This window comes from Streptomyces sp. NPDC054813 (assembly GCF_053611365.1).
On sequence record NZ_JBSHAF010000011.1, the window covers coordinates 311,750 to 331,183 of the forward strand.

Sequence of the window (19,434 nt, forward strand, 5' to 3'; positions counted from 1 at the left end):
CCACCACCGCACACCCCCGCGCCGTGTCGTGCGCTCTCACGCCCCCCCCCCCCGCGCGCGCCCCGCGCGCCCCCGCCCCGCCGCCCCCCCCCCCCCCGCCGTTCAGGTCCCGAACGTCAGGTACAGCCGGCCGCCCCAGGTGCTCGCGCTCCTCGGGATGGCCGGAGCCTTACCGCCGCGGACCGGCGAAGCGGGTGAAGGTGTGGCTGAACTGCCAGGTGTCCTGGGCGGTTCCGGAGCAGGAGTTCGAGCCGCCGGTGCCGACGCAGCCGCCGTTGTCGCGCTGGAGCGCCCAGAAGGAGAGGGTGTCGATGCCCCGGGCGGCGGCCCAGCGCTCGACGTCCACGGCGTTCTGGGTGGTGAAGGTCTCCTCGGGGCCGTAGTCGTCGATGCCGGGCATCTCGGTGACCCCGACCATGCCCCACAGCTCCTTGGAGCTCTTGTGCGGGTAGAGGGCGGCGAGTTGGGCGTGCAGGCCGTCGGCCGCGGTCCTGGTGTCGGTCGCCATGTCGTGGGTGGCGCCGTCGTAGTAGTCGAAGGTCATGATGTTGACGACGTCCACGCGCGCGTGGTGGGCGACGGCGTTCTGGAGGACGGCCAGGCCGTTGGCCGCCAGGCCCTTGGTGGTGGTCGGCAGGGTGTAGGAGAACTGGAGCGGGTGGCCGGTGCGGTCGGCCCAGCGCTCCGCCTTGACGATCGCCTGGTTACGGCGGTCGATCCCCGCGGTGTCGGCGAGGGAGTCGGCCTCGATGTCGAGGTCGATGCGGGAGATGCCGTACGTCGTGACGAGCTTCTCGTACACCCCGGCGATGGCGTCCACGTCGGTGCAGCTGTCGGCGAGTTCGGTGCCGGTGGTGTCGGCGCCGTAGCCGCCGAAGGAGGGGATGGCGTTGCCGCCGCGGGCCTGGAGGGTGGCGATGTCGGCGCCGAAGGTCGACCGGGAGACCGGCTGGGTGGCGTCGCCGTTCCAGTCGGCGGTGCAGGAGCCTGCGGCGGGCGTCTGGAGGAAGGCCAGGGTGAGGTACTTGTTGCCGGACTCGGCGGCGAGCGTGGCGGGGCTCTGACCGGTCCAGGCCTCGAAGTAGGGTGCCGCGACCCGTGCGGGCATCGGCTTCGCGGTGTGCCGCGGGGAGGCGTGCGCGGCGCCTGATCCGACGGCAACGAGCGCGGTGGACAGGGCGGTTGCGGTCAGGGCGGCCTGCAGGGCACGAGTGCGTCTCATGGACGCCCATATTTGGTTTAGACCAATTGACTGTCAAGGTTCCTTACAATCGACCGCCCGACACCCCGCGACCGACCGGCGGAGAAGGCCAGTTGGCGACAGGTGGCCGGATTTCTTCCATGCGGAGATTTGAACTGAACATAAGAGAGTCATTAATGTCTGGGACTCGTACTACCAGTTGATCGATCCACCGCTTGATCCGTTGCCAGATCCACCGCTCGACTCTTCGCTCGGAAGGAGATCGCCTCCGTGGCGTTCCACCGTCGTCCCAAGCAGCCGAGCCGTGCTCGGGTCACCGTGCTCACCACCGCCGCCGCTGCCGCCGTGGTCCTCTCCTCGCAGGCCGCGAACGCCGCGCCCAGTGAGAAGCCCAGCAAGGACGAGGTCAGGTCCCGGGTCGACAAGCTGTACGAGGAGGCCGAGCAGGCCACCGAGAAGTTCAACGGGGCCAAGGAGAAGCAGGAGAAGCTCCAGAAGCAGATCTCCGCGCTGCAGGACTCGGTCGCGCGCGGCCAGGACGAGCTGAACGAACTGCGGGACGGCATCGGCTCCATGGCCACCGCCCAGTACCGCAGCGGCGGCCTCGACCCGTCCCTCCAGCTGTTCCTCTCCGCCGACCCGGACGACTACCTGGACAAGGCCTCCACCCTTGACCAGCTGAGCGGCCAGCAGGTCGAGACGCTGAAGAAGATCCAGGCCAAGCAGCGCGAACTGGCCCAGGAGCGGGCGGAGGCCACCGGCAAGCTCAAGGACCTGGCCGCCACCCGCACCGAACTCGGCACGAAGAAGAAGGAAGTCCAGGCCAAGCTGGCCGAGGCGCAGAAGCTGCTCAACAGCCTCACCGCCGCCGAGAAGGCCGCGCTCGCCGCCGAGCAGGACCGCGCCAGCCGCTCCGCCAGCGAGCGGGTGGACCTCGGCAACGACACCTCCGCCACCGGCCGGGCCGCGGCCGCCTTCGCCGCCGCCAAGACCAAGCTGGGCACGCCGTACGTCTACGGCGCCACCGGCCCGTCCTCCTTCGACTGCTCGGGCCTGACCTCCTGGGCCTACGCGCAGGCCGGGGTCTCCATCCCGCGCACCTCCGAGTCCCAGACGGGGATCGGCACCAGGATCTACTCGACGTCCGACCTCCAGGTCGGCGACCTGGTCTTCTTCTTCAACGACCTGCACCACGTGGGCCTGTACGCGGGCAACGGGCAGATCCTGCACGCCCCGCGCACCGGCACGGTCGTCCGCTACGAGTCGATGAGCACCATCGGCGGGCCGTTCATGTTCGGCGTCCGTGTCTGAGACTGGATCAGCGAGTACGCACCCGCGCGTCCTCCAGGTAGTGCAGGACCGCCGCGACCCGGCGGTCCACCCGGTCGGCCGGTGACAGGTCGAGCTTGGCGAAGAGGGACCGGATGTGCTTGTGCACGGCGCCGTCGGTGACGACCAGGCGTTCGGCGATCGCGGAGTTGCCGAGGCCCTCGGCCATCAGGGCGAGGACATCGCGTTCGCGCGGGCTCAGCCGCTCCAGGCGGGTGTCCTGCCGGGGAACTGCGCGACAAGCCACGACGGACCGACAGACGACAACGTGGGCATCGTCGTGGCTGAGCGCGCGGTTCCCCGCGCCCCTAAAAGCATTGCTCAGCTCTGCGTTTCAGGGCGGCCCTCCGTCGCCCAGTGGGTGTGGAAGGCGCCCTCGCGGTCGACCCTGCCGTACGTGTGCGCGCCGAAATAGTCCCGCTGGCCCTGGAGAAGTGCCGCCGGAAGACGCGGGGACCGCAGCGTGTCGTAGTGGGACAGGGCCGCCGAGAACGCCGGGACGGGGATGCCCCGGCGGGCGGCCGAGGCCACCGTCTCCCGCCACGGCACCTGCGCGTCGGCGATCTCCTTCGCGAACTCCCGCTCGGCCAGCAGGCTGACGAGGTCCGGGTCGGCCCGGTACGCCGCGCGGATCCGGTCCAGGAAGGACGCGCGGATGATGCAGCCGCCCCGCCAGATCCGGGCGACCGCGCCGAGGTCGATCTTCCAGCCGTACTCGGCGGCCGCGTCCTGGATCATCGTCCAGCCCTGGTCGTAGGCGATGATCTTCGAGGCGTACAGGGCGTGTTCGACGCGGGAGGCGAAGCGGTCGGCCTCGGTGGCGCTGAGCGGGGGCGTCGTACCGCCGGGCAACCCGGCGTACGCGGAACGCAGTTCGCCGCGGCCGGACGCGGCACGGGCGAAGGTCGCCTGGGCGATCGCGGTGACCGGCGAGGCGAGGTCCAGCGCGGTCTGGACGGTCCAGCGCCCGGTGCCCTTCTGCCCGGCCGCGTCGGCGACGACGTCGACGAAGGGCGCGCCGGTGGCGGCGTCGACGTGCGCGAGCACCTCCGCGGTGATCTCGATGAGGTAGGAGCCGAGCCGACCGCCGTTCCACTGGCGGAAGATGTCCGCGATCTCGGCCGGCGGGTAGCCGCCGACCTGGCGGAGCAGGTCGTACGCCTCGGCGATGAGCTGCATGTCGGCGTACTCGATGCCGTTGTGGACCATCTTCACGAAGTGCCCGGCGCCGTCCGCGCCGACGTGGGTGGCGCACGGCTCGCCGCCGACCTTCGCGCTGATGTCCTCGAACATCGGCCCGAGGACGGCGTACGACTCCGCGGAGCCGCCCGGCATGATGGACGGCCCGTTGAGCGCGCCCTCCTCGCCGCCGGAGACGCCGACGCCGACGAAGTGCAGGCCCTTCTCACGCAGGGCGGCCTCGCGGCGCCGGGTGTCGGCGAAGTGGGCGTTGCCGCCGTCGATGACGATGTCACCGGGTTCGAGGAGCGGCACGAACTCGTCGATGACGGCGTCGGTGGCGGCACCGGCCTGCACCATGATCATGAGCCGTCGGGGACGTTCGAGGGCGGCGACGAAGTCCGCGGCGGTCTCGGCGCCGACGAACGTGCCCTCGTGTCCGTACTCCTCGACCAGGGCGCGGGTGCGGGCGGGTGTGCGGTTGTGGACGGCGACCGGGTAGCCGTGCCGGGCGAAGTTCCGGGCCAGGTTGCGGCCCATCACTCCGAGGCCGGTCACGCCGATGGCTGCGGATGCGTGCACGGGGGACTCCGATCTGCGGACGAACGCTGTCCCCGCAAGTACGGGCGGGCGAGGGCCGGGTGTTCAGTCTCCGGCCATGGTGAAGACGATCCGCCGGCCGGGCTCGACGGGTGCGGTCCAGGCCTCCTCGGCCTGGGACAGCGGCACGGGCAGGGCGTCGCCACCCGGACGGCTACTGCACTCGGTGCGCCCACCTGTCCGTCATCGTCGTCCGCCCCGGCCGGCCCGTCTCGGCCGGTCGGCGCATCGGCTCCACCGGCTCGACCGGCAACGCGGACGGCCCCCACCTGCACTTCGAGGTCCGCACCGGCCCCGCCACGGGCTCCACGGTGGCACCGCTGCCATGGCTGCGACGGCACGGGGTGCTCGTACCGCCGTGAACCGCGCCGGGGCGTCGGCGGCCGGGATCCTCGCACAGGAGTCCAAGATGCCCACAACGGGCAACTCGCCCTTCCGGAGCGGCCAGACTGCACCCCATGGCACGTCTGAGGTTCCTCCTGGTCGCCACCATGGTCGCCCTGTTCCTCCTCCCCGTCTCCCGCCCGGAGACCGCACGGCCCGCCGCCCCCGGCCCCTTCGGGGCGTACGTCGGCTACGGCGCCGAAGGCGTGCGCCGGGTGAGCGCGCTCGGCAGCTGGCTGGGGCACGAGGAACCCCGGGTCGGGCACACCTACCTCCCCGGTGACCTGTGGCGGAACATCGAGGGCGCCCCCGACTTCGTACGGCTGTGGGCGAACTGGCGGCGGGCCGAGCCGGACCGGCTCCTCGTGCTCAACGTGCCGATGCTGGAGGGGACGGAGGCCCATCTGCCCGACGCCGAGGTGCGCCGGCAGCTCCGGTTCGGGGCGCAGGGGCGGTACGACGGACACTTCCGGGCGCTGGCCCGGCGGCTGGTGTCGGTCGGCGCACCGGACACCGTCGTGGTGCTCGGCTGGGAGATGAACGGGGTGACGTACACCCACCGCTGCGGACCGGACCCGGCCGCCTGGAAGGCGTACTGGGTGCGGATCGTCACGGCGATGCGGTCGGTGCCCGGCCAGCGGTTCCGGTTCGACTTCACGCCCAACCGGGGTCGGGACGCGATCCCCTGGACCGGGTGCTACCCGGGGGACCGGTTCGTGGACATCGTCGGCATGGACGCCTACGACTCCCCACGGGGGATGTCCTTCGCGGAACAGGTCACCGAGCCGTACGGGCTGCGGGCACAGGTCACGTTCGCCCGCGCCCACGGCAAGCCGGTCTCGTATCCCGAGTGGGGGCTGTACGAGAACGGCGACGACCCCGCCTACATAAAGGGCATGGTGAAGTGGTTCGCGGACAACCGCCCGCTGTACCAGACCATCACCGACTACTGCCCGCACGGGGTGTGGAGGTGCCGGGGCAACCCCAGGTCGACGGCCGTCTACCGGTCCCTCATGAGGAAATAGCGGTCTTCAGCTCTCCGGGCCCGGCCGGCCCTTCCTCGATCGGAGGCGGGCGAAGAGCCAGAGGAACAGGCCGGCGAAGAACAGGCCCCCGACCAGGTCGAGCACGGCGTCCAGGAGCTTCCCGGCGGCGAAGCCGGAACCGGAGACGAGCGCGAAGGCGAGGCGGAGCAGGGCACCGAGGAACTTGAGCAGCGCGCTGCCCACGAGGAAGAACGCCAAGTGGGCCAGCGGGACATCACGCCAGCTCCTGCGCGCGGTGCGGCTCTTCCCCGCGTCCTTTTCGGCCATGGCCGGATTCTCGCATCACCGGGAACCCGGCGATCCTGCCATCACCCTGCGTAACTTTTCAGAATCCCTTTCAAGGTCCCTTCAGGAGGAGTTCGCGCTCGACGGGCCGAAGAGCTCTATTTCGGCGATGGCCACCTGCGTGCTCCCCGAGGCCTGGTACGACGACTCGATCGTGAAGCGGACCGAGATGACGTTCTTCGCGCGGAAGTCCCGGGTCTGGCCGCCGGCCGTCTGGTCGAGGGTGATCTCCCGGGTCTCCGTCCTGCCGTCCGACGTCTTGATGGTCGCCTTCATCCGGTGCGGCAGGGCCGACTTCTTCAGCTGGTCGAAGCGTTTCGACTCGCCGGAGGAGATGACGACGTTCAGCAGGCGCGTCGGTTCGTCGAAGCGCGCCTCGATCCACTCGCCCACACCGCCCTGGACCACGCCGGGGCCCCACCAGGTGTTGTTCAGCTTGTCGAAGACCAGGTCCGGCTTGTGACCGGCGTACGAACGGGACGCGCTGACCCGGTCCGGGGAGACCTGGGCGCGCTTGGCGAAGTGGTCGCGGGTGGCGCTCACCGCGTTCGGGATGTTGAACGCCAGGACCGTGACGAGCGCGATGACGACCGCCGCGCCGAGCCAGGTCAGCACGCGGTCGAAGGTACGGCGCAGGCGGGGGCGGTCGCCCGCCCAGGGGGTCTCCCGGTTGCGGAAGTCGAAGATACGGCGCCACCAGGGGCGGGGGGCCGAAGGTGCGGTGTGGCCGTGGCCGGCCATGGGCATGGCGCAGCGGGTGCAGAAGTGGCGGTCGGGGCGGTTGGGGGTGGCGCACCAGGGGCAGGGGGTGCCGCCGTGGGCCCCGAGGTCCTCGCCGGGGGCGCGGACGGACTGGGGGCGTTGGGGGGTCGGACGGCCGGGGAGGACGGGGGTGACGGAAGCGGGGGCCGGGGCGGGGGGGTTGGGGTCCGTCACGGGGATGAGGAGGCGGCGGGCCCGGTCGTGGTCGCCTTCGGCGGGAGCGGTTCCCTGCGGGGGCTGGGTGGCGGTATCGGCGGCGGCGGCTTGCGGAGCGGGGGTGGGTGCGGGGATGGGGGTGGGTGCGGGGATAGGGGTGGTTTCGGCCGTGGGTGTGGTGGCCGGCAGTGGGGGCTGGTCGCGCTCACGCGGCGGTAGCCGCACATCCGATTCAGCCCCGCGCCCCTCACGGGGCGCTGTCGTGGCCGTTGCTCGTGCGTCCCGCTGAGGGGAGGCCAGGCCCGTTCCGCCGTCTCTGCGGGTGAAGGCGTCCCAGCCCGGGGCGGCCGGCGTCGCTGCCGGGGCCTGGGCCGGAGTCGGTGCCGGAGTCGGCGTCGGCGTCGGCGTCGGCGTCGGCTCAGGGGTGGGGGCCTGCTGTCGGGCCTCTCGCCCGCTCACCGCCCAGCTCAGTACCGAGCCGCAGGCGTCGCAGAAGGACTGGCCCGGTTCGGCGACCGTGCCGCACTCCGTGCAGTTCCGGTTGGTCGTCATCGCTGCGGGGTCCTTTCGGCGGACGAAGAAGAAGCGGTCACCTGGACCGTGTAGGGCATGTGAGCGGGGCGGGCGGCCGCCACGAGGTGTTCCAGGCGGACCTCGTCGGCCGGGGTGGGGGAGGGCAGCGCGAGGTGGACGTGCAGGCGGGGGCGGGCTTCGCCGGGGAAGGGGCCCAGCGGGCGGGCGTTCCAGTCGGCGCCGCCGCTCTCCGTGATCTCCGGTGTCACGCCGAAGGCCAGCCGGACCGCCTCGGACAGGCCGAGGCGGGTGCCCCGGATGCGGTGCAGGTAGGCGGCTGCCGCCACGGCCGCACGGAGCAGGGGTGCCGGTTCCGTGCCGTCGGTCTCCGCGCCGACCCAGGTGCCGAGCCATTCCGCGAAGTCCAGCGGGGCCAGGGCCGGGTCGAAGTAACTGGGCAGGCAGTCGAGGACGTTCGGGATCGGGGCGATCATGTCGTCCAGGCCGGCGACGAAGCGCAGCGCCAGGTCGTCGTCGGCGAAGACCGCCGGGAGCATCGCGCCGATGGGGACGGAGGAGCCGAGGCCGTCGATGGACCCTCTCAACGGACGCCTCCAGTCGAGTCGTTGACGGTCATTCGCCGATCACCCGGACCCGGTGGTCGTAGGAGAAGACCAGGGACGGGGCGTCCAGGTCGATGCGGTCGGTCGGGTCGCCGCGCTTTCCGGTGAGCGGGTCCGCGGGGTGCAGCACGACCTCGTCGACGAGCTCGACGCCGGGGACGCGTTGCAGTACCGCGAAGACCTCGCCCGACTGCACCGGGCGCCCGAACGGCCAGCCCTTGCCGTCCGCGCCGCCGGTCAGCGGGTCCAGGTGCCGGTAGAGGGCGTCGTGGGCCTGGCGGCGGACCCGGTCGACGTCCACGCCACGGAAGGCGTGGACGGTGGCGACGACCGTGACGCCCTGGTAGAAGGGCGGCCCGACCGCCAACCGGGTGCCGATCAGCCGGCGTTCGTCCAGGTAGCGGGTGATGCGGTCCAGCAGGGCGTCGCCGGGGACGAGTTGCTCGAAGCGCAGGCGGCCGCCGGGGTCCGGAACCGCCTGCGGCACCACCAGCACCCGTACCGCGTACGACCCGTGCTCGCCCTCCTCGCCCTCCAGGCAGGTGATCCGTGCCGTCTCCGGAGCGGCGCGGCGGGCCAGTTCCTCGTAGTCGCGCAGGGTCACCGCCCGCTCCTGGGCGCGGAGTGTGATCGGCGCGCGGACCTTCGCCTCGGCGACCGTCTCGCCGTCCACTCCGCCGCGCGCGGCCTCCCGGTTCACGACCTCCGCGACGTACGGGATGGAGGAGCGCAGGATCTGTACGGCCCCCCGGGCCACGTTGCCGTCCCGGCCGCCGCCCGTGCGGTAGCGGCGGGCCCGGATGACCGCGCCCTTCGGTGCCACCGTGCCGTACTGGCGCAGCGAGCCGTCCGGTTCGCGGACCGCGGGGCCGAAGGCGATCTCGCCGGTGGTCGCGTCGAGGGTGAGGTGCCGGTCGTACGGTCCCGAAGCCGCGAAGTGCGGGACGACCTGCCAGTCCACCCAGCCGCCCTCGCCGTCGTGCTCGGCGGTCTGCAGGAGCAGCGGCGGGGTGTCCCCGACGACGGGGGCGTGGGCGAGCCGCAGGCGCTGGCCGGGCAGGCCCGTCGACTCGCCGAGCGCCTCGTCCTCCACGGTCTCCGCGTGCACGGCGCCGGTCGTGCCGCCCACGGTGCAGGCCTCGACGAACCGGACCGTCGGGGAGGTGGTGTAGAAGGGCTGGTCGGCACGCGGCTCGGTGACCCGGCAGCGCAGCCAGCTCGCCTCCAGGCCGCCGTTGCGGGACAGGACGTGACCGCCGGGGACGTGCAGCACGACCTCGCCGGGGCGGTTGAGGCCACCCGTGCCGTCCCGGTCGACCTCGCACTCCCGCCAGCCGTCCTCCGTCCACGCCTCCCACACCAGCGGGGGCTGGCGCGGGTCCACGCCGACACCGTCGACCCGGCTGTCCAGGTCGAGGGCGACCGCGCAGTGCGGGACGGCGGCGGACAGGCCGAGCAGCATGCAGTCACCGGGGTTCGGGGACTCGGTGAAGCACAACAGGTCCTTGCCCTCGGCGAGTTCGTGGGTGAGGTCGACGACGGCCGAGCCGTGCTGCTGCCGCAGCAGGTGCCGCAACTCGCTCGGCACGATGGTCAGTTCGCGCTCGGTCGCGAAGACCACCGCCTCCTGCGTCTCGGTACGGCGGGTCGCCACCTCCGTGCCGACCGGCACCGGAACCGGTTCCTCCTGGGCCGCCGACAGCCAGAACGTCACGTCCGTACGGGCGGCCGACGGCGGGAACAGCGTGATGCCGACCAGGTCCAGGAAGGCGAGATGGTTCTTCTCCGGGACCCGGTTGAGGCGGTACACGATCTGGTCGGCCATGTGCGCGACCGTCTCCACCAGCGTGATGCCGGGGTCGGAGACGTTGTGGTCGGTCCACTCCGGGGCGCGCTGCTGGATGTAACGCTTGGCGTCGTCGACGAACTGCTGGAAGCGGCGGTCGTCGAGGTTCGGGGAGGGCAGGGCCATCGGGATCAGCGGTCGCTTTCGGAGGAGTCCGAGGAGGCGGGAGGCAGGTCCGGCTCGTCGTGGGAGGGGATGACGTAGAAGGGGAACACCAGGCTGCGCGGGTTGTTGGTGCCGCGGATCGAGTAACGGACGTCGATCATCAGCACGCTCGGGTCGGCGCCGGTGGTCACCTCGACGTCCTCGACCTCGATCCGGGGCTCCCAGCGGTCGAGGCTGGCGTGCACCTCGTGCTGGATGCGGCCGGCGGTCTGCTCGTTGACGGGAGCGAAGACGAGGTCGTGGATGGCGCACCCGAACTCCGGCCGCATCGGGCGTTCGCCCGGGGCCGTGGAGAGGATGAGCCGGATGGCCTCCTCCACCTCCTTCTCGCCGCTGACCAGGGCGATGCCGCCGGTGGGTCCGATCCGCAACGGGAACGACCAGCCGGAGCCGACGAACTGCTCTGCCATCAGCCCCGCACCCGCCCCTCCGGGAAGACCTGCCGCCCGCTCATGCCGGGATCACCATCACCGTCAGTCCGCCCATCATCAGGTTGCCCAGGACCGGCACCTCGGGGGCCTGGATCGCCACGGTGGCGAGAGAGCTGATCGCGACGGCGGCGTTGCCGCGCAGCGACAACGCGGCGTTCGCCATCACGTTCACGGCGGCGGCGTTCACGGAGACCGCGCCGGCGGGGGCCTTGATGTCGACGAGTTCCGCGCTCTGGAGGGACAGCGGTCCCCCGCTCCGGAGGCTGAGCGCGCCCCCCGCCTTCAGTGACAGGTTGGCGCCGGCCTCGACCGACACCGACCTGCTGCCCTTGATGGAGACACTGCCCTTGCTGTCCACGGTGATCTCGGTCTGCTGCCGGTCCAGGAAGACGGTGAGCTTGTCGTCGCCGCTGGCCAGCCGGACGCCCTGTTTACGGCCCCGCTGGTCGAGCAGGTCCATGCGGTTGCCGACCCGGTCGGAGACGGTGTGCCGGGTGGCCCGGCCGCGCATGCCGTCGTGCAGCGGTACGTCCTTGACCCTGGTCGGCTTGTCCTTGCCGTTGTAGAGGCCGCCGATGACGTACGCGTGGTCGAGGGCGCCCCGGTCGAAGGCGACGAGCACCTCGTCACCGACGTCCATCGGGAAGACCCCGCCGCCGCGCACCCCGCCCCACTGCACGGTCCGGGTCCAGTCGCTGACGTAGGTGTCGTCCAGCCACGGGAACTTGAGCTTCACCCGTCCCTGCTGCAGCGGATCCTGTACGTCGGTGACCAGGGCCTGCGCCACACTGAGCTGCCGGTCGACACCGGCGTCCGAGGCACCGCCCGAGGCCACGCCGTAGAGGGACCGCCACTGGCGGCCGCTGACCGTCACCCAGGTCTCGTAGTGCTTGGCGTCGCCGAAGACATGCCGTACCGAGGTGACCGTGTACTTCCCCTCGAAGGGGTCCCCGACGTCCGCGAGCGCCACCGGAACCCCCGGCCGCAGCTTCGGGTTGCCCCGCACGACCACCTCCACCTCGGCGAACGTCGAGGTGACGTCGTCGGAGAGGGCGTCGGCCGCGAACTTCACCTCGGACTGCTTGTCGTACGGCGTACGCGTCTCGACCAGCTTCGACGTCTTGAACTCGCCGGCCGCCGCGCCCGGGGTGGTGCCGATGCTGTAGCCGGTGTTGCCGGCGGGCGTGACGGTCGCCGTGAGCGTCTTCTTCGTCCGTACGTCCCAGCCGCGTGACTCGACCTTGTTCACCTGGTCGGAGGCGGTGACCGCGGTGCGCAGCCGCAGGATGTCGTGCCCGGCCTCCAGCACGAACGGGCTCTTGTCGCCGTCGGTCTGCGGCGACGGCGCCCCCGAGGCGCTCTTCTGCTTCACGAACTGGAACTTGCCGTCCGCGTCCACCGACATGACCATCTCGTTCTCGTCGGCGAGCCGGGCCAGGAAGTCCCAGTCGCTGACGTTCGACTGGCTGATGAACTCGTAGACGGTCTTGGTGGCCTGGATCCGCCCGACCGGCACGCCGTCCTGCGCGGCCAGCTTGCGGGCGATGTCGGAGGCGGTCTGGTTGCGGTAGGCGACGACGCGGCGCTGCCGCATCAGCCGGAACCCGTAGTCGTAGCCACGGACCACCGCGTAGCTGCCGGTGCCGTCGTACTCGGCCTCCAGCCCCGTGACCTCACCGGTGAGCAGCGGGTCGCCGGTGCCCTGCCCGTCGGAGACCGGCGTGATCACCACCGGGGTGCCGAACTGGACGCCCAGCTTGCCCAGCAGCTTGCGGGACGGGTCGCGGAAGGTCAGCTGGAAGGCGGCCGGCACCCCGACGCCCTGGTCGACGTGGACGTCGACGAGATACCGCCCGTACTCCGAGGTGGCGGTCAGCTCCTTGCCGCCGATGACGACCTTGACGACGTTCGAGAAAGCGTGCTTCACCATCAGGACCGCACCTCCTCGGCGGCCGGCAACACCAGTTCCGTCCCCGTGGGCAGCCACCCCGGGTCGTCGATCCCGTTGGCGTCCGCGATCGCCCGCCAGGCGGCCGCGTTGCCGTACTCCCGCCAGGCCAGCGACTGCAACGAGTCCCCGGCCACGACCCGGTGCACGCGCTGCGCGGTGAGCGCGCCGGACGTCGGGTTCTGTCCCGCGGTCTTGCTCGGGATCTCGTGCAGCTGAAGCCGGCAGCTGGCCCGGATCGGCATCCCGCTGGTCCCGAACAGGGAGTAGGAGACGTCGACGGAGGCGACGTACGCCGTGAAGTGGGCGGTCGAGAACGAGCCCCACTGGAACACCACCCAGGGCGGCGACGGCTGCTTGGCGGCGATGCTCTTGCTGGTGACCTCGCAGCAGGCCAGCAACGACTCCACCTTCTTCATCACGTCGTTGCTGTCCGGGTCGTCGGACCGGTCCAGGAAGATCTCCACGCTCATCTCGCGCGGGTGGGTGCCGAGGAACTCCGGCAGCGCGCCGTCCCGTTCGATCGGCGCCGCCGACGACTTCCAGTCCGCCCGGCGGGCGATCGACAGCTCCGCCGGGTTGAACTCGAAGCCGAACGTCTTGATGATGCCGCCCGGGCTGGTGCTGGTGCCCACGGGCGGTTCATGTATCGCGAGGGTGGCCCGCACGAGGCTCTTGCCGGCGCCCCGGCTGCTCCTGGCCATGATCTGATCTGCCTCTCAGTCCGCTCTGCTCGCTCTGCTCGATCTGCCCGCGCTGTTCGCTCGGTTCGCTCGGTTCGCTCAGTCGGTGAAGCCGTGATGGGCGATCTCCAGGACCTCCGTGGCCACGGAGGGATTGCCCGCGTCCAGGGAGGGCCCCTGCCAGCTCACCGGCAGCACGTCCAGCAGCCCCCAGCGGGCCACCTCCGAACCGTCCGCGCGCAGCGCCGTGATCTGCCCGGTGGGCCGCTCGATCCCCGTCTGCACGGACGAGATCCACTTCGCGACCTTCGAGGTGTCCGGGGTGAGCGGACGGGTCAGCCGGATGTGGGAGAAGGTGACACGGGTCGGCAGCTGCCACACGAACCCGTTGTTGCCGCCCTCCTGCCGCTGCTCGATCTCCACCTGCGACGACAGCCCGTCGCACCCGTTGAAGTAACCGAGGTCCTCGCCGTCGATGGAGAGGCTGAACCAGACTGTGGTTCCCGGGTCCTGGCGATCCATCGGGGGCCTTTCTGTGGGGTGGGTGCGCGGTCGTCGTGGTCAGGAGCGGAAGTCGCGGAGCTTTCCCACGCGTTCGCGGTCGCGGCGGAGTTCGGTGCGGACGTGACGGGTGACCCGGTCGATGATCCGGTGGACGAGGGCGTCCACCTGGAACTCGGTGAGGGCCCGGGGGTCGAAACCGCCCTCCTCGACCGCCGAGTATCCGGGGGGCGAACCGTCGGAGGACGAACCGGAGCCGGAACCGGAACCGGAGCCGGAACCGGAGCCGGAGTACGAGGGCGGCGGGTCGTCGGGAGGCGGTGACTGCCGCTCGGCCCGGGTCACGGGGGCTTCGGGGCGGCTGGTGGTGACCGGCACCTCTTTCACAGTGGTCGTGGGGAGGGCGTCGCGCTGGACGGTGGGGCGGTTGAGAGGCGCGACGGGAAGGGGGGCGGTGGCGGAGATCGGGGTGGTGGCGCGCAGGGGTACGGGGTGAGCGGGCGCGGTGGTGGTGCTCGGCTTGACGGGCAGGGCGGCGGCGGGGGTTGCCGCTCGCTGCACGAAGGGGGGCCGGGGCGCCGACGCCGGTCCGATGGGGGACGGGGTGGCGCTCGCGGGCAGGGGTGACCGCGACCGGCTCCGGCCGGATACCGGGGGGCCGCCGAGACCGGGAGCGGCGGGAGCGGCGGCACGCTGCACGAAGGGGGGAAGCGGCGAAGGGCCCGTCGGTGCGGGAACGGGCAGAGCTGGTGGAGGCGGCGTCGCCGGGGCGGCGGAGGCGGGCCGGGCGTGCTCGACCGTCGGCGTCGGCAGGTCTGGTGCGGCGGCTGGCGGTCCCTGCCGGGGAGCTTCGGGCGCCGGGCCGGAGCCGGTGGCAGGCCGGTCCGCCGAACCGCTCGACGCCTGCCGCCGCTGCACGGACGGCACAGCCGTCCCGCGGCCGGCACGCCTCGCCGGAGCCGCGCTCGCGGCCGGGCCGGTCACGGGGGCGCCGAGACCGAGGCGGGGAGCGCCAGAGGTGGTCGCCGCGGCACGCTGCACGGATGCGGAGGCGGAAGCGGAAGCGGACTTCGGCGCCGATGCCGACGCGGGCCGGGCCGTCGTAGCCGGGCCGGTGGACGGGGCGTCTGCCCGCTCACGCGGACGCGGCGGTGTCTGTGCGTCGGGGGAGGAGGGGACCGAGGACCTCTCCGTCGTCCGTCGGCGCTGCACAGCCGCCTCGCCCGTCCTGCCCGCCTTGCCGCCGTCCGCCGGAGAAGCTCCGGCGGTTCCCGTGAGGGGGGCGCCGAGGCCAGGGCGAGGGGAGCCGGGAGCCGACGCTGAGGGCCGGGACGCTGCCGAAGTACCTTCCGGGGCAGCTCTGTCGGGCTCATGGGCGGGCGTCGGCACGGCAGCCGGTACGCCGTCGGTGGCGGCCGCGCTCTCCGTGACCCGGCGCTGCACGGGCGCCTCGCGGCCACCGCTCGCGGCCGGGGAACCCGACGCTCGCCCACTCCGCGACACGGCAGGAGGCACGGTCCCGGCGGTGGGCACATCAGCGGCGACGGCTTCGGTGGTGGGGCCGGTCACGGGCCGCGGTGCCGAACTCTCCGCCGTACGACCGCCTTCCGGGGCGGGGGTGTGCGGGGCGGCCGAGCCCGTGGCCGTACGGCGCTGTACGGGAGGCGTCGCGGGGCTGCCGCCCGGGGCACCGCTCACCGTCCGCCGCTGCACCGGGGTCCGCGTCCCGGCGCCGGACGTGCCGGAAGGCCCGCCGCGGTCCGGGGACACGGCGGACGGCGCGGGCGCCGGGGATACCGGGGGTGCCGCGGGGGGCGTGGAAGGGGTACGCGGAGGTGTCGTACGTCCCGTGGCCCTGGGAGACACGGGAGCCGCTGCCGTACCACGGCCACCGGACGCGGACCGCTGTACGACGGCCGGTGCCGGTGCCGGTCCGGACGGAGCGCCCCCAGGGGCCTGCGAGGAGGTGTCGGGGGAGGTACGGCCGCCATGGCGCGGAGGCGACGGCCAGCCACCGCTCACCGGCACCGGATCCCCCGCGCCGACCGCTCGCTGTACGCCCCCGTCCGCCGCCGTTTCGCCCCCGGCTCGGTCACCCTCACCCGACGCAGGCACCGCACTCTCGCTCGCCGGCATCTTGGGCGCCGACGGCAACGTCCGCCGCTGCACGGCCGTCACCGACGTGCCCACCGGCGCATGCGTCAGCGCGCTGCGGCGAGGCAGGACGGGAGGTGCGGCCGTGACCCGCGGACCGGTGGCCGGCGCCGGAGCGACCGGCGCCGACTGCGGCACCCATGCCACCGGCACGGCCGCCGGCACGACGGCCACCGCCCGCTGCACGGCCTTGGCGGAGGAGGCCGAGGAAAGCGACGAGGTCGAGGAGATCGCGGGGGTCGGCGCGACCGGGGAAACCGGCGCGACCGGGGAAGCGTGCGGGGTCGAGGAGGCGGAGGGGGTCGAAGAAGCCGACGGAGTCGAGGAAGCCGACGGGATGGACGAAATCGACGGGGTCGGCGCAGCTGAGGAAGCGGACGAGGTCGAGGACGCCGATGGAGTGGATGAGGTGGAGGACGCCGGCGAGGTGGACGAGGCCGCGGAGACCGACGGAGTCGAGGACATCGGCGAAGTAGACGAAGTCGAGGAGGTCGAAGAGGTCGAAGGGGTCGAGGACGACGGAGTGGACGGGGTAGAGGAAGCCGAGGGGGTCGCCGGCATCGGCGTACTCCCCCCGCTCCGTACCGCTACGGCTCCCGCTCCTGCCCCCGGCGTCCGCGCGGCCGCACCACCGCCGCGCCGCCCCACCGACGGCACCCGCTGCACCACCGGCGCGCGCTGCACCGCCGGCCCAGCGGAACCCAGCGATCCAGCGAACCCGGTAGATCCGGCCGAACCCACCGATCCAGCGGACCCGGTAGATCCGGCCGACCTCACGAAACCAGCCGCACCCGCAACCCCAGCCGAACCCGCACCGGAAGCTCCAGCCCCAGCCGAACGCGCAGCCGCACCCGCACCCGAAGCCGACCCAGCGCTCCCGGCCGACCCACCACTCACGCCCAGCCCAGCACTCCCGGCCGACCCACGGCCCACACCCGGCCCACCACCCTCGGCCGGCCCACCCCCACCCGTCCGCGCCGAAGATCCTGCTCGTATCGCCCGCAGCGGCACCACCGGAACCGTCGAGGCCCGGCCGGCGGCCGAACCTGTCAGGCCCGGCGTTCCCGTCAGGCCGGCCGAGTCGGCCGGACCCGACAACGGCAGCCTCTGCACCGGGCGTTCCATGCCGGACACGGCCCCCGTGCCCGTTGTCCCCGTGCGGCCGCCGGACAGGCCCGCGCTCGACTCACCGTCCAGGACCGCGTGCGAGCGCATGCCCATGAACGACGGGTTCTGCCAGGTCGGCAGCCGGCCGCCGAACCCCGGGTCCGCGACCGGCCCGCCCGTCGTCCCCAGCGCACGCTGAATCGGCGGCAGCCCGGACCAGGCCGCCGCCACCACGGGCCGCGGTGCCTCGACAGCACGCGGCGCCTCGACAGCGACCTCGGCCTCGGTCGCTGCCGCCCCGCGGCCCCGTATCCGATCCCACAACCCCACCGCTCAGCCCTCCGCCCCTGCGGAGGCCGCCCGGGTCACCAGGGACGCGATCTCCGCCGTGTACCGGCGGCGGTCGGCGTGCTCCAGGTCCAGGATGTCCTCCAGGCTCCAGTGGAAGTGGTAGGCGACGTACGCGATCTCCTCGTGCAGCCGGTCGGTCGCGTACGTCACGATTCCCCCAGGCGGCTCCCGCCGAGTTCCACCTCGAAGGGCTCCGAGCAGTGCGGGCAGTTGACCGCAGCCCGGGTGTGGCCCTCCGCGTTGATCTGGCGGTAGAAGTCCTGGAGGAACGCCAGGTCGGAGGCGAACATGTTCTCCACGATCCCGTCGTGGACGAAGGAGAGCGTGCCGAGCCGGGTGATGACCCGGCCGAGCAGCACCACCGACAGGAACGCGGGGTTCTCCTGGACGCGCACGTCCCGGAGCGGGATCAGTTCGTCCCGTGCCGTGGACAGGCGCATCACGCCGTCGCGGTGGACGGTGCCGTGCTCGTCGACGTACCCGCGGGGCAGCTGGAACGGGAACTCCGTGCGCAGCACCTCGACGGGTGTCTCCGGTTGCTGAGGGGCCTGGGGCGCCGGCTCCTCCGGTGCGAGCGGCGCGCCCACTCCCCCAGCCCTGACAGCCGAACGCCTCATTACTCGATGACCAGTTCTTCGAACGTGATGGTCACCGACTCGGTCAGCGCGGACGCCTCGCCCGCCTTCACCGTGCTGGTGTCGATCTTGCTGCACCAGGCGTTGCGCAGGTTGTAGCGCTTCACCGGGTTGTTCTCGAAGTCCATCATGATGATGGAGGCGTTCTTGCGGGCCGTGGCCATCTGGCCGTTGATCGACTCGTTGATCCACTGGGTGAACGACGAGGACTGGGTCATACCGCGTACGACCGTGCAGGTGCCGTTCTTCTTCACGCCCGGCAGGTTGCGGACGTGGTTCTTCCCGTCCGGCGTGTTCTGCTGGTAGGTGATGACGTCCTGCTCCATCGTCATGCCGCTGACCTCGGCGAGGTACTCGACCATCACGCCGTCGATCTGCAGGCCGAAATTGTGCGATGTGAGGGCGTCACCCGGCTGGAGACTCATGTGTTACTGCCCGTTCTTCTCAAGTTGCCTGGGAAACAAGGGGGTTGGGACCCGGGGGTCCGCTACTCCTGGAGCTCGCCGCTGCCGCTGGAGAACTGGGCCAGCCGGAAGATCACGAACTCGGCGGGCTTGACCGGCGCGATGCCGATCTCGCAGATCACGCGGCCGACGTCGACTGACTCCGGCGGGTTGGTCTCGTCGTCGCACTTGACGTAGTACGCCTCCTCGGGCCGCTGCCCGAACAGGGCGCCGCTGCGCCACTCGTTGACCAGGAACGCGGAGATGTTGCGCCGGATACGGGCCCAGAGGTTGTGGTCGTTGGGCTCGAAGACCACCCACTGGGTGCCGATCAGGATCGACTCCTCCAGGTAGTTGAAGTACCGGCGGATGTTGAGGTAGCGCCAGGCCGGGTCCGAGGACAGGGTGCGGGCGCCCCAGATGCGAATACCGCGGCCGGGGAAGGCCCGGATGCAGTTCACGCCGATGGGGTTCAGCAGGTCCTGCTCGCCGCGGGTGATCTGGAGCTCCAGGTCGACCGCGCCGCGGATCACCTCGTTCGCGGGGGCCTTGTGGACACCGCGCTCGGCGTCGTTGCGGGCCCAGACGCCGGCCACGTGGCCGGACGGCGGGATCAGCCGGGACTGGCCGGAGGCCGGGTCGAAGGTCTTGATCCAGGGGTAGTACAGGGCCGCGTACTTGGAGTCGTAGCCGGCCGTCTCCTGGCGCCATACCCGGATCTGGCGGGCGTTGAGGCCGGGCGGCGGGTCGATGACCGCGACCCGGTCGCCCATCAGCTCGCAGTGCGCGATCAGGCCGAGCTGGACGGCCTTGACGGCCTCCAGGTCGATCGCGCCGCGCTGGTAGGCGGCCATCAGGTCGGGCACGGCCACCATGGACACCTCGTCGACGGCCTCCAGGCCGCCGAAGCCGGTGCGGTCGGCCGAGTCGCCGAGGTAGGTGGCAGGGCCGGGGTGAGAACCGGGGGGCGCGGCCGGGGGGGGGGGCGCCCGGGGGTGTGTGCCCCCCACGCCCGGGGCCGGGCGGGGGGGCCCGTTTTTTTGGTGTTTTGTTTTGTACGTCCCCGTCCGGCTGCATAAGTTTATTGAGGTC

The 19,434-nt window shown here is 72.1% G+C and carries 18 protein-coding genes and 2 pseudogenes; 4 read left to right on the plus strand and 16 right to left on the minus strand.

What is annotated here, in order from left to right; translation table 11 throughout:
- Positions 1-169: 169 nt before the first annotated feature.
- Positions 170-1,222, minus strand: coding sequence for a chitinase (locus ACWGJB_RS24175; protein ID WP_453382195.1), 1,053 nt, complete (start codon positions 1,220-1,222; stop codon positions 170-172).
- Positions 1,223-1,471: 249 nt separating this feature from the next.
- On the opposite strand from ACWGJB_RS24175, the gene ACWGJB_RS24180 reads away from it, so the two are divergent.
- Positions 1,472-2,512 (plus strand): NlpC/P60 family protein, encoded by a 1,041-nt coding sequence (locus tag ACWGJB_RS24180; RefSeq protein WP_453382196.1) that lies wholly within the window; start codon positions 1,472-1,474, stop codon positions 2,510-2,512.
- A 7-nt stretch (positions 2,513-2,519) separates the two neighbouring features.
- Here the strand turns inward: ACWGJB_RS24180 and ACWGJB_RS24185 are convergent.
- Positions 2,520-2,756: pseudogene (locus tag ACWGJB_RS24185) on the minus strand (response regulator transcription factor); the annotation flags it as partial.
- 95 nt (positions 2,757-2,851) lie between these two features.
- Positions 2,852-4,291 (minus strand): NADP-dependent phosphogluconate dehydrogenase, encoded by a 1,440-nt coding sequence (gene gndA / locus ACWGJB_RS24190; RefSeq protein ID WP_453382197.1) that lies wholly within the window; start codon positions 4,289-4,291, stop codon positions 2,852-2,854.
- A gap of 110 nt (positions 4,292-4,401) precedes the next feature.
- Between gndA and ACWGJB_RS24195 the strand changes: the two genes are divergently transcribed.
- A complete protein-coding gene (locus ACWGJB_RS24195) occupies positions 4,402-4,671 on the plus strand; it encodes a M23 family metallopeptidase (protein ID WP_453382198.1) in 270 nt (89 codons plus the stop codon).
- Positions 4,672-4,767: 96 nt separating this feature from the next.
- A complete protein-coding gene (locus ACWGJB_RS24200; protein WP_453382199.1) occupies positions 4,768-5,718 on the plus strand; it encodes a glycoside hydrolase family 26 protein in 951 nt (316 codons plus the stop codon).
- 6 nt (positions 5,719-5,724) lie between these two features.
- On the opposite strand, the gene ACWGJB_RS24205 is transcribed toward ACWGJB_RS24200, so the two are convergent.
- The 9 genes from ACWGJB_RS24205 to ACWGJB_RS24245 all read right to left on the minus strand — a co-directional run bounded on the left by ACWGJB_RS24205 (position 5,725) and on the right by ACWGJB_RS24245 (position 14,213).
- Positions 5,725-6,006 (minus strand): hypothetical protein, encoded by a 282-nt coding sequence (locus tag ACWGJB_RS24205; RefSeq protein WP_453382200.1) that lies wholly within the window; start codon positions 6,004-6,006, stop codon positions 5,725-5,727.
- 81 nt (positions 6,007-6,087) lie between these two features.
- Entirely contained in the window at positions 6,088-7,494 is a 1,407-nt protein-coding gene (locus ACWGJB_RS24210; RefSeq protein WP_453382201.1) for a zinc ribbon domain-containing protein, read from the minus strand.
- Positions 7,491-8,060, minus strand: a complete 570-nt coding sequence (locus tag ACWGJB_RS24215) for a phage tail protein (protein ID WP_360480393.1) — start codon at positions 8,058-8,060, stop codon at positions 7,491-7,493. Before ACWGJB_RS24215 ends, ACWGJB_RS24210 begins: the two co-directional genes overlap by 4 nt.
- A gap of 28 nt (positions 8,061-8,088) precedes the next feature.
- Entirely contained in the window at positions 8,089-10,050 is a 1,962-nt protein-coding gene (locus ACWGJB_RS24220; protein WP_453382202.1) for a putative baseplate assembly protein, read from the minus strand.
- Between the two features lie 5 nt (positions 10,051-10,055).
- The gene (locus ACWGJB_RS24225) at positions 10,056-10,499 is read right to left on the minus strand and encodes a GPW/gp25 family protein (protein WP_360480399.1); all 444 of its coding nucleotides are present in this window, start codon (positions 10,497-10,499) and stop codon (positions 10,056-10,058) included.
- A 40-nt stretch (positions 10,500-10,539) separates the two neighbouring features.
- Positions 10,540-12,450, minus strand: coding sequence for a VgrG-related protein (locus ACWGJB_RS24230; RefSeq protein WP_453382203.1), 1,911 nt, complete (start codon positions 12,448-12,450; stop codon positions 10,540-10,542).
- Positions 12,450-13,172 carry a CIS tube protein gene (locus ACWGJB_RS24235; protein ID WP_453382204.1) on the minus strand — a complete coding sequence of 241 codons (723 nt, stop codon included), beginning with the start codon at positions 13,170-13,172 and terminating at the stop codon, positions 12,450-12,452. Before ACWGJB_RS24235 ends, ACWGJB_RS24230 begins: the two co-directional genes overlap by 1 nt.
- Before the next feature lie 78 nt (positions 13,173-13,250).
- Positions 13,251-13,673 carry a phage tail protein gene (locus ACWGJB_RS24240; protein ID WP_453382205.1) on the minus strand — a complete coding sequence of 141 codons (423 nt, stop codon included), beginning with the start codon at positions 13,671-13,673 and terminating at the stop codon, positions 13,251-13,253.
- Positions 13,674-13,712: 39 nt separating this feature from the next.
- A complete protein-coding gene (locus ACWGJB_RS24245) occupies positions 13,713-14,213 on the minus strand; it encodes an extensin (RefSeq protein WP_453382206.1) in 501 nt (166 codons plus the stop codon).
- A gap of 1,678 nt (positions 14,214-15,891) precedes the next feature.
- Here ACWGJB_RS24245 and ACWGJB_RS24250 point away from each other — a divergent pair.
- Positions 15,892-17,112: a hypothetical protein gene (locus ACWGJB_RS24250; protein ID WP_453382207.1), complete on the plus strand. Its 1,221-nt coding sequence runs from the start codon at positions 15,892-15,894 to the stop codon at positions 17,110-17,112.
- 134 nt (positions 17,113-17,246) lie between these two features.
- Here the strand turns inward: ACWGJB_RS24250 and ACWGJB_RS24255 are convergent, their stop codons facing one another.
- From ACWGJB_RS24255 to ACWGJB_RS24270, 4 genes and pseudogenes are all read right to left on the minus strand, one after another.
- On the minus strand, positions 17,247-17,414 hold the full coding sequence (locus ACWGJB_RS24255; protein ID WP_351316879.1) for a DUF6760 family protein: 168 nt from the start codon (positions 17,412-17,414) through the stop codon (positions 17,247-17,249).
- Positions 17,411-17,881: a hypothetical protein gene (locus ACWGJB_RS24260; RefSeq protein WP_453382208.1), complete on the minus strand. Its 471-nt coding sequence runs from the start codon at positions 17,879-17,881 to the stop codon at positions 17,411-17,413. The genes ACWGJB_RS24255 and ACWGJB_RS24260 overlap by 4 nt, the downstream gene beginning before the upstream one ends.
- Complete coding sequence (locus ACWGJB_RS24265; protein WP_351494137.1) at positions 17,881-18,324, minus strand: phage tail protein; 444 nt, start codon at positions 18,322-18,324, stop codon at positions 17,881-17,883. Before ACWGJB_RS24265 ends, ACWGJB_RS24260 begins: the two co-directional genes overlap by 1 nt.
- 62 nt (positions 18,325-18,386) lie before the next feature.
- Positions 18,387-19,301 (minus strand): annotated as a pseudogene (locus ACWGJB_RS24270) (phage tail sheath family protein); the annotation flags it as partial.
- Positions 19,302-19,434: the final 133 nt, after the last annotated feature.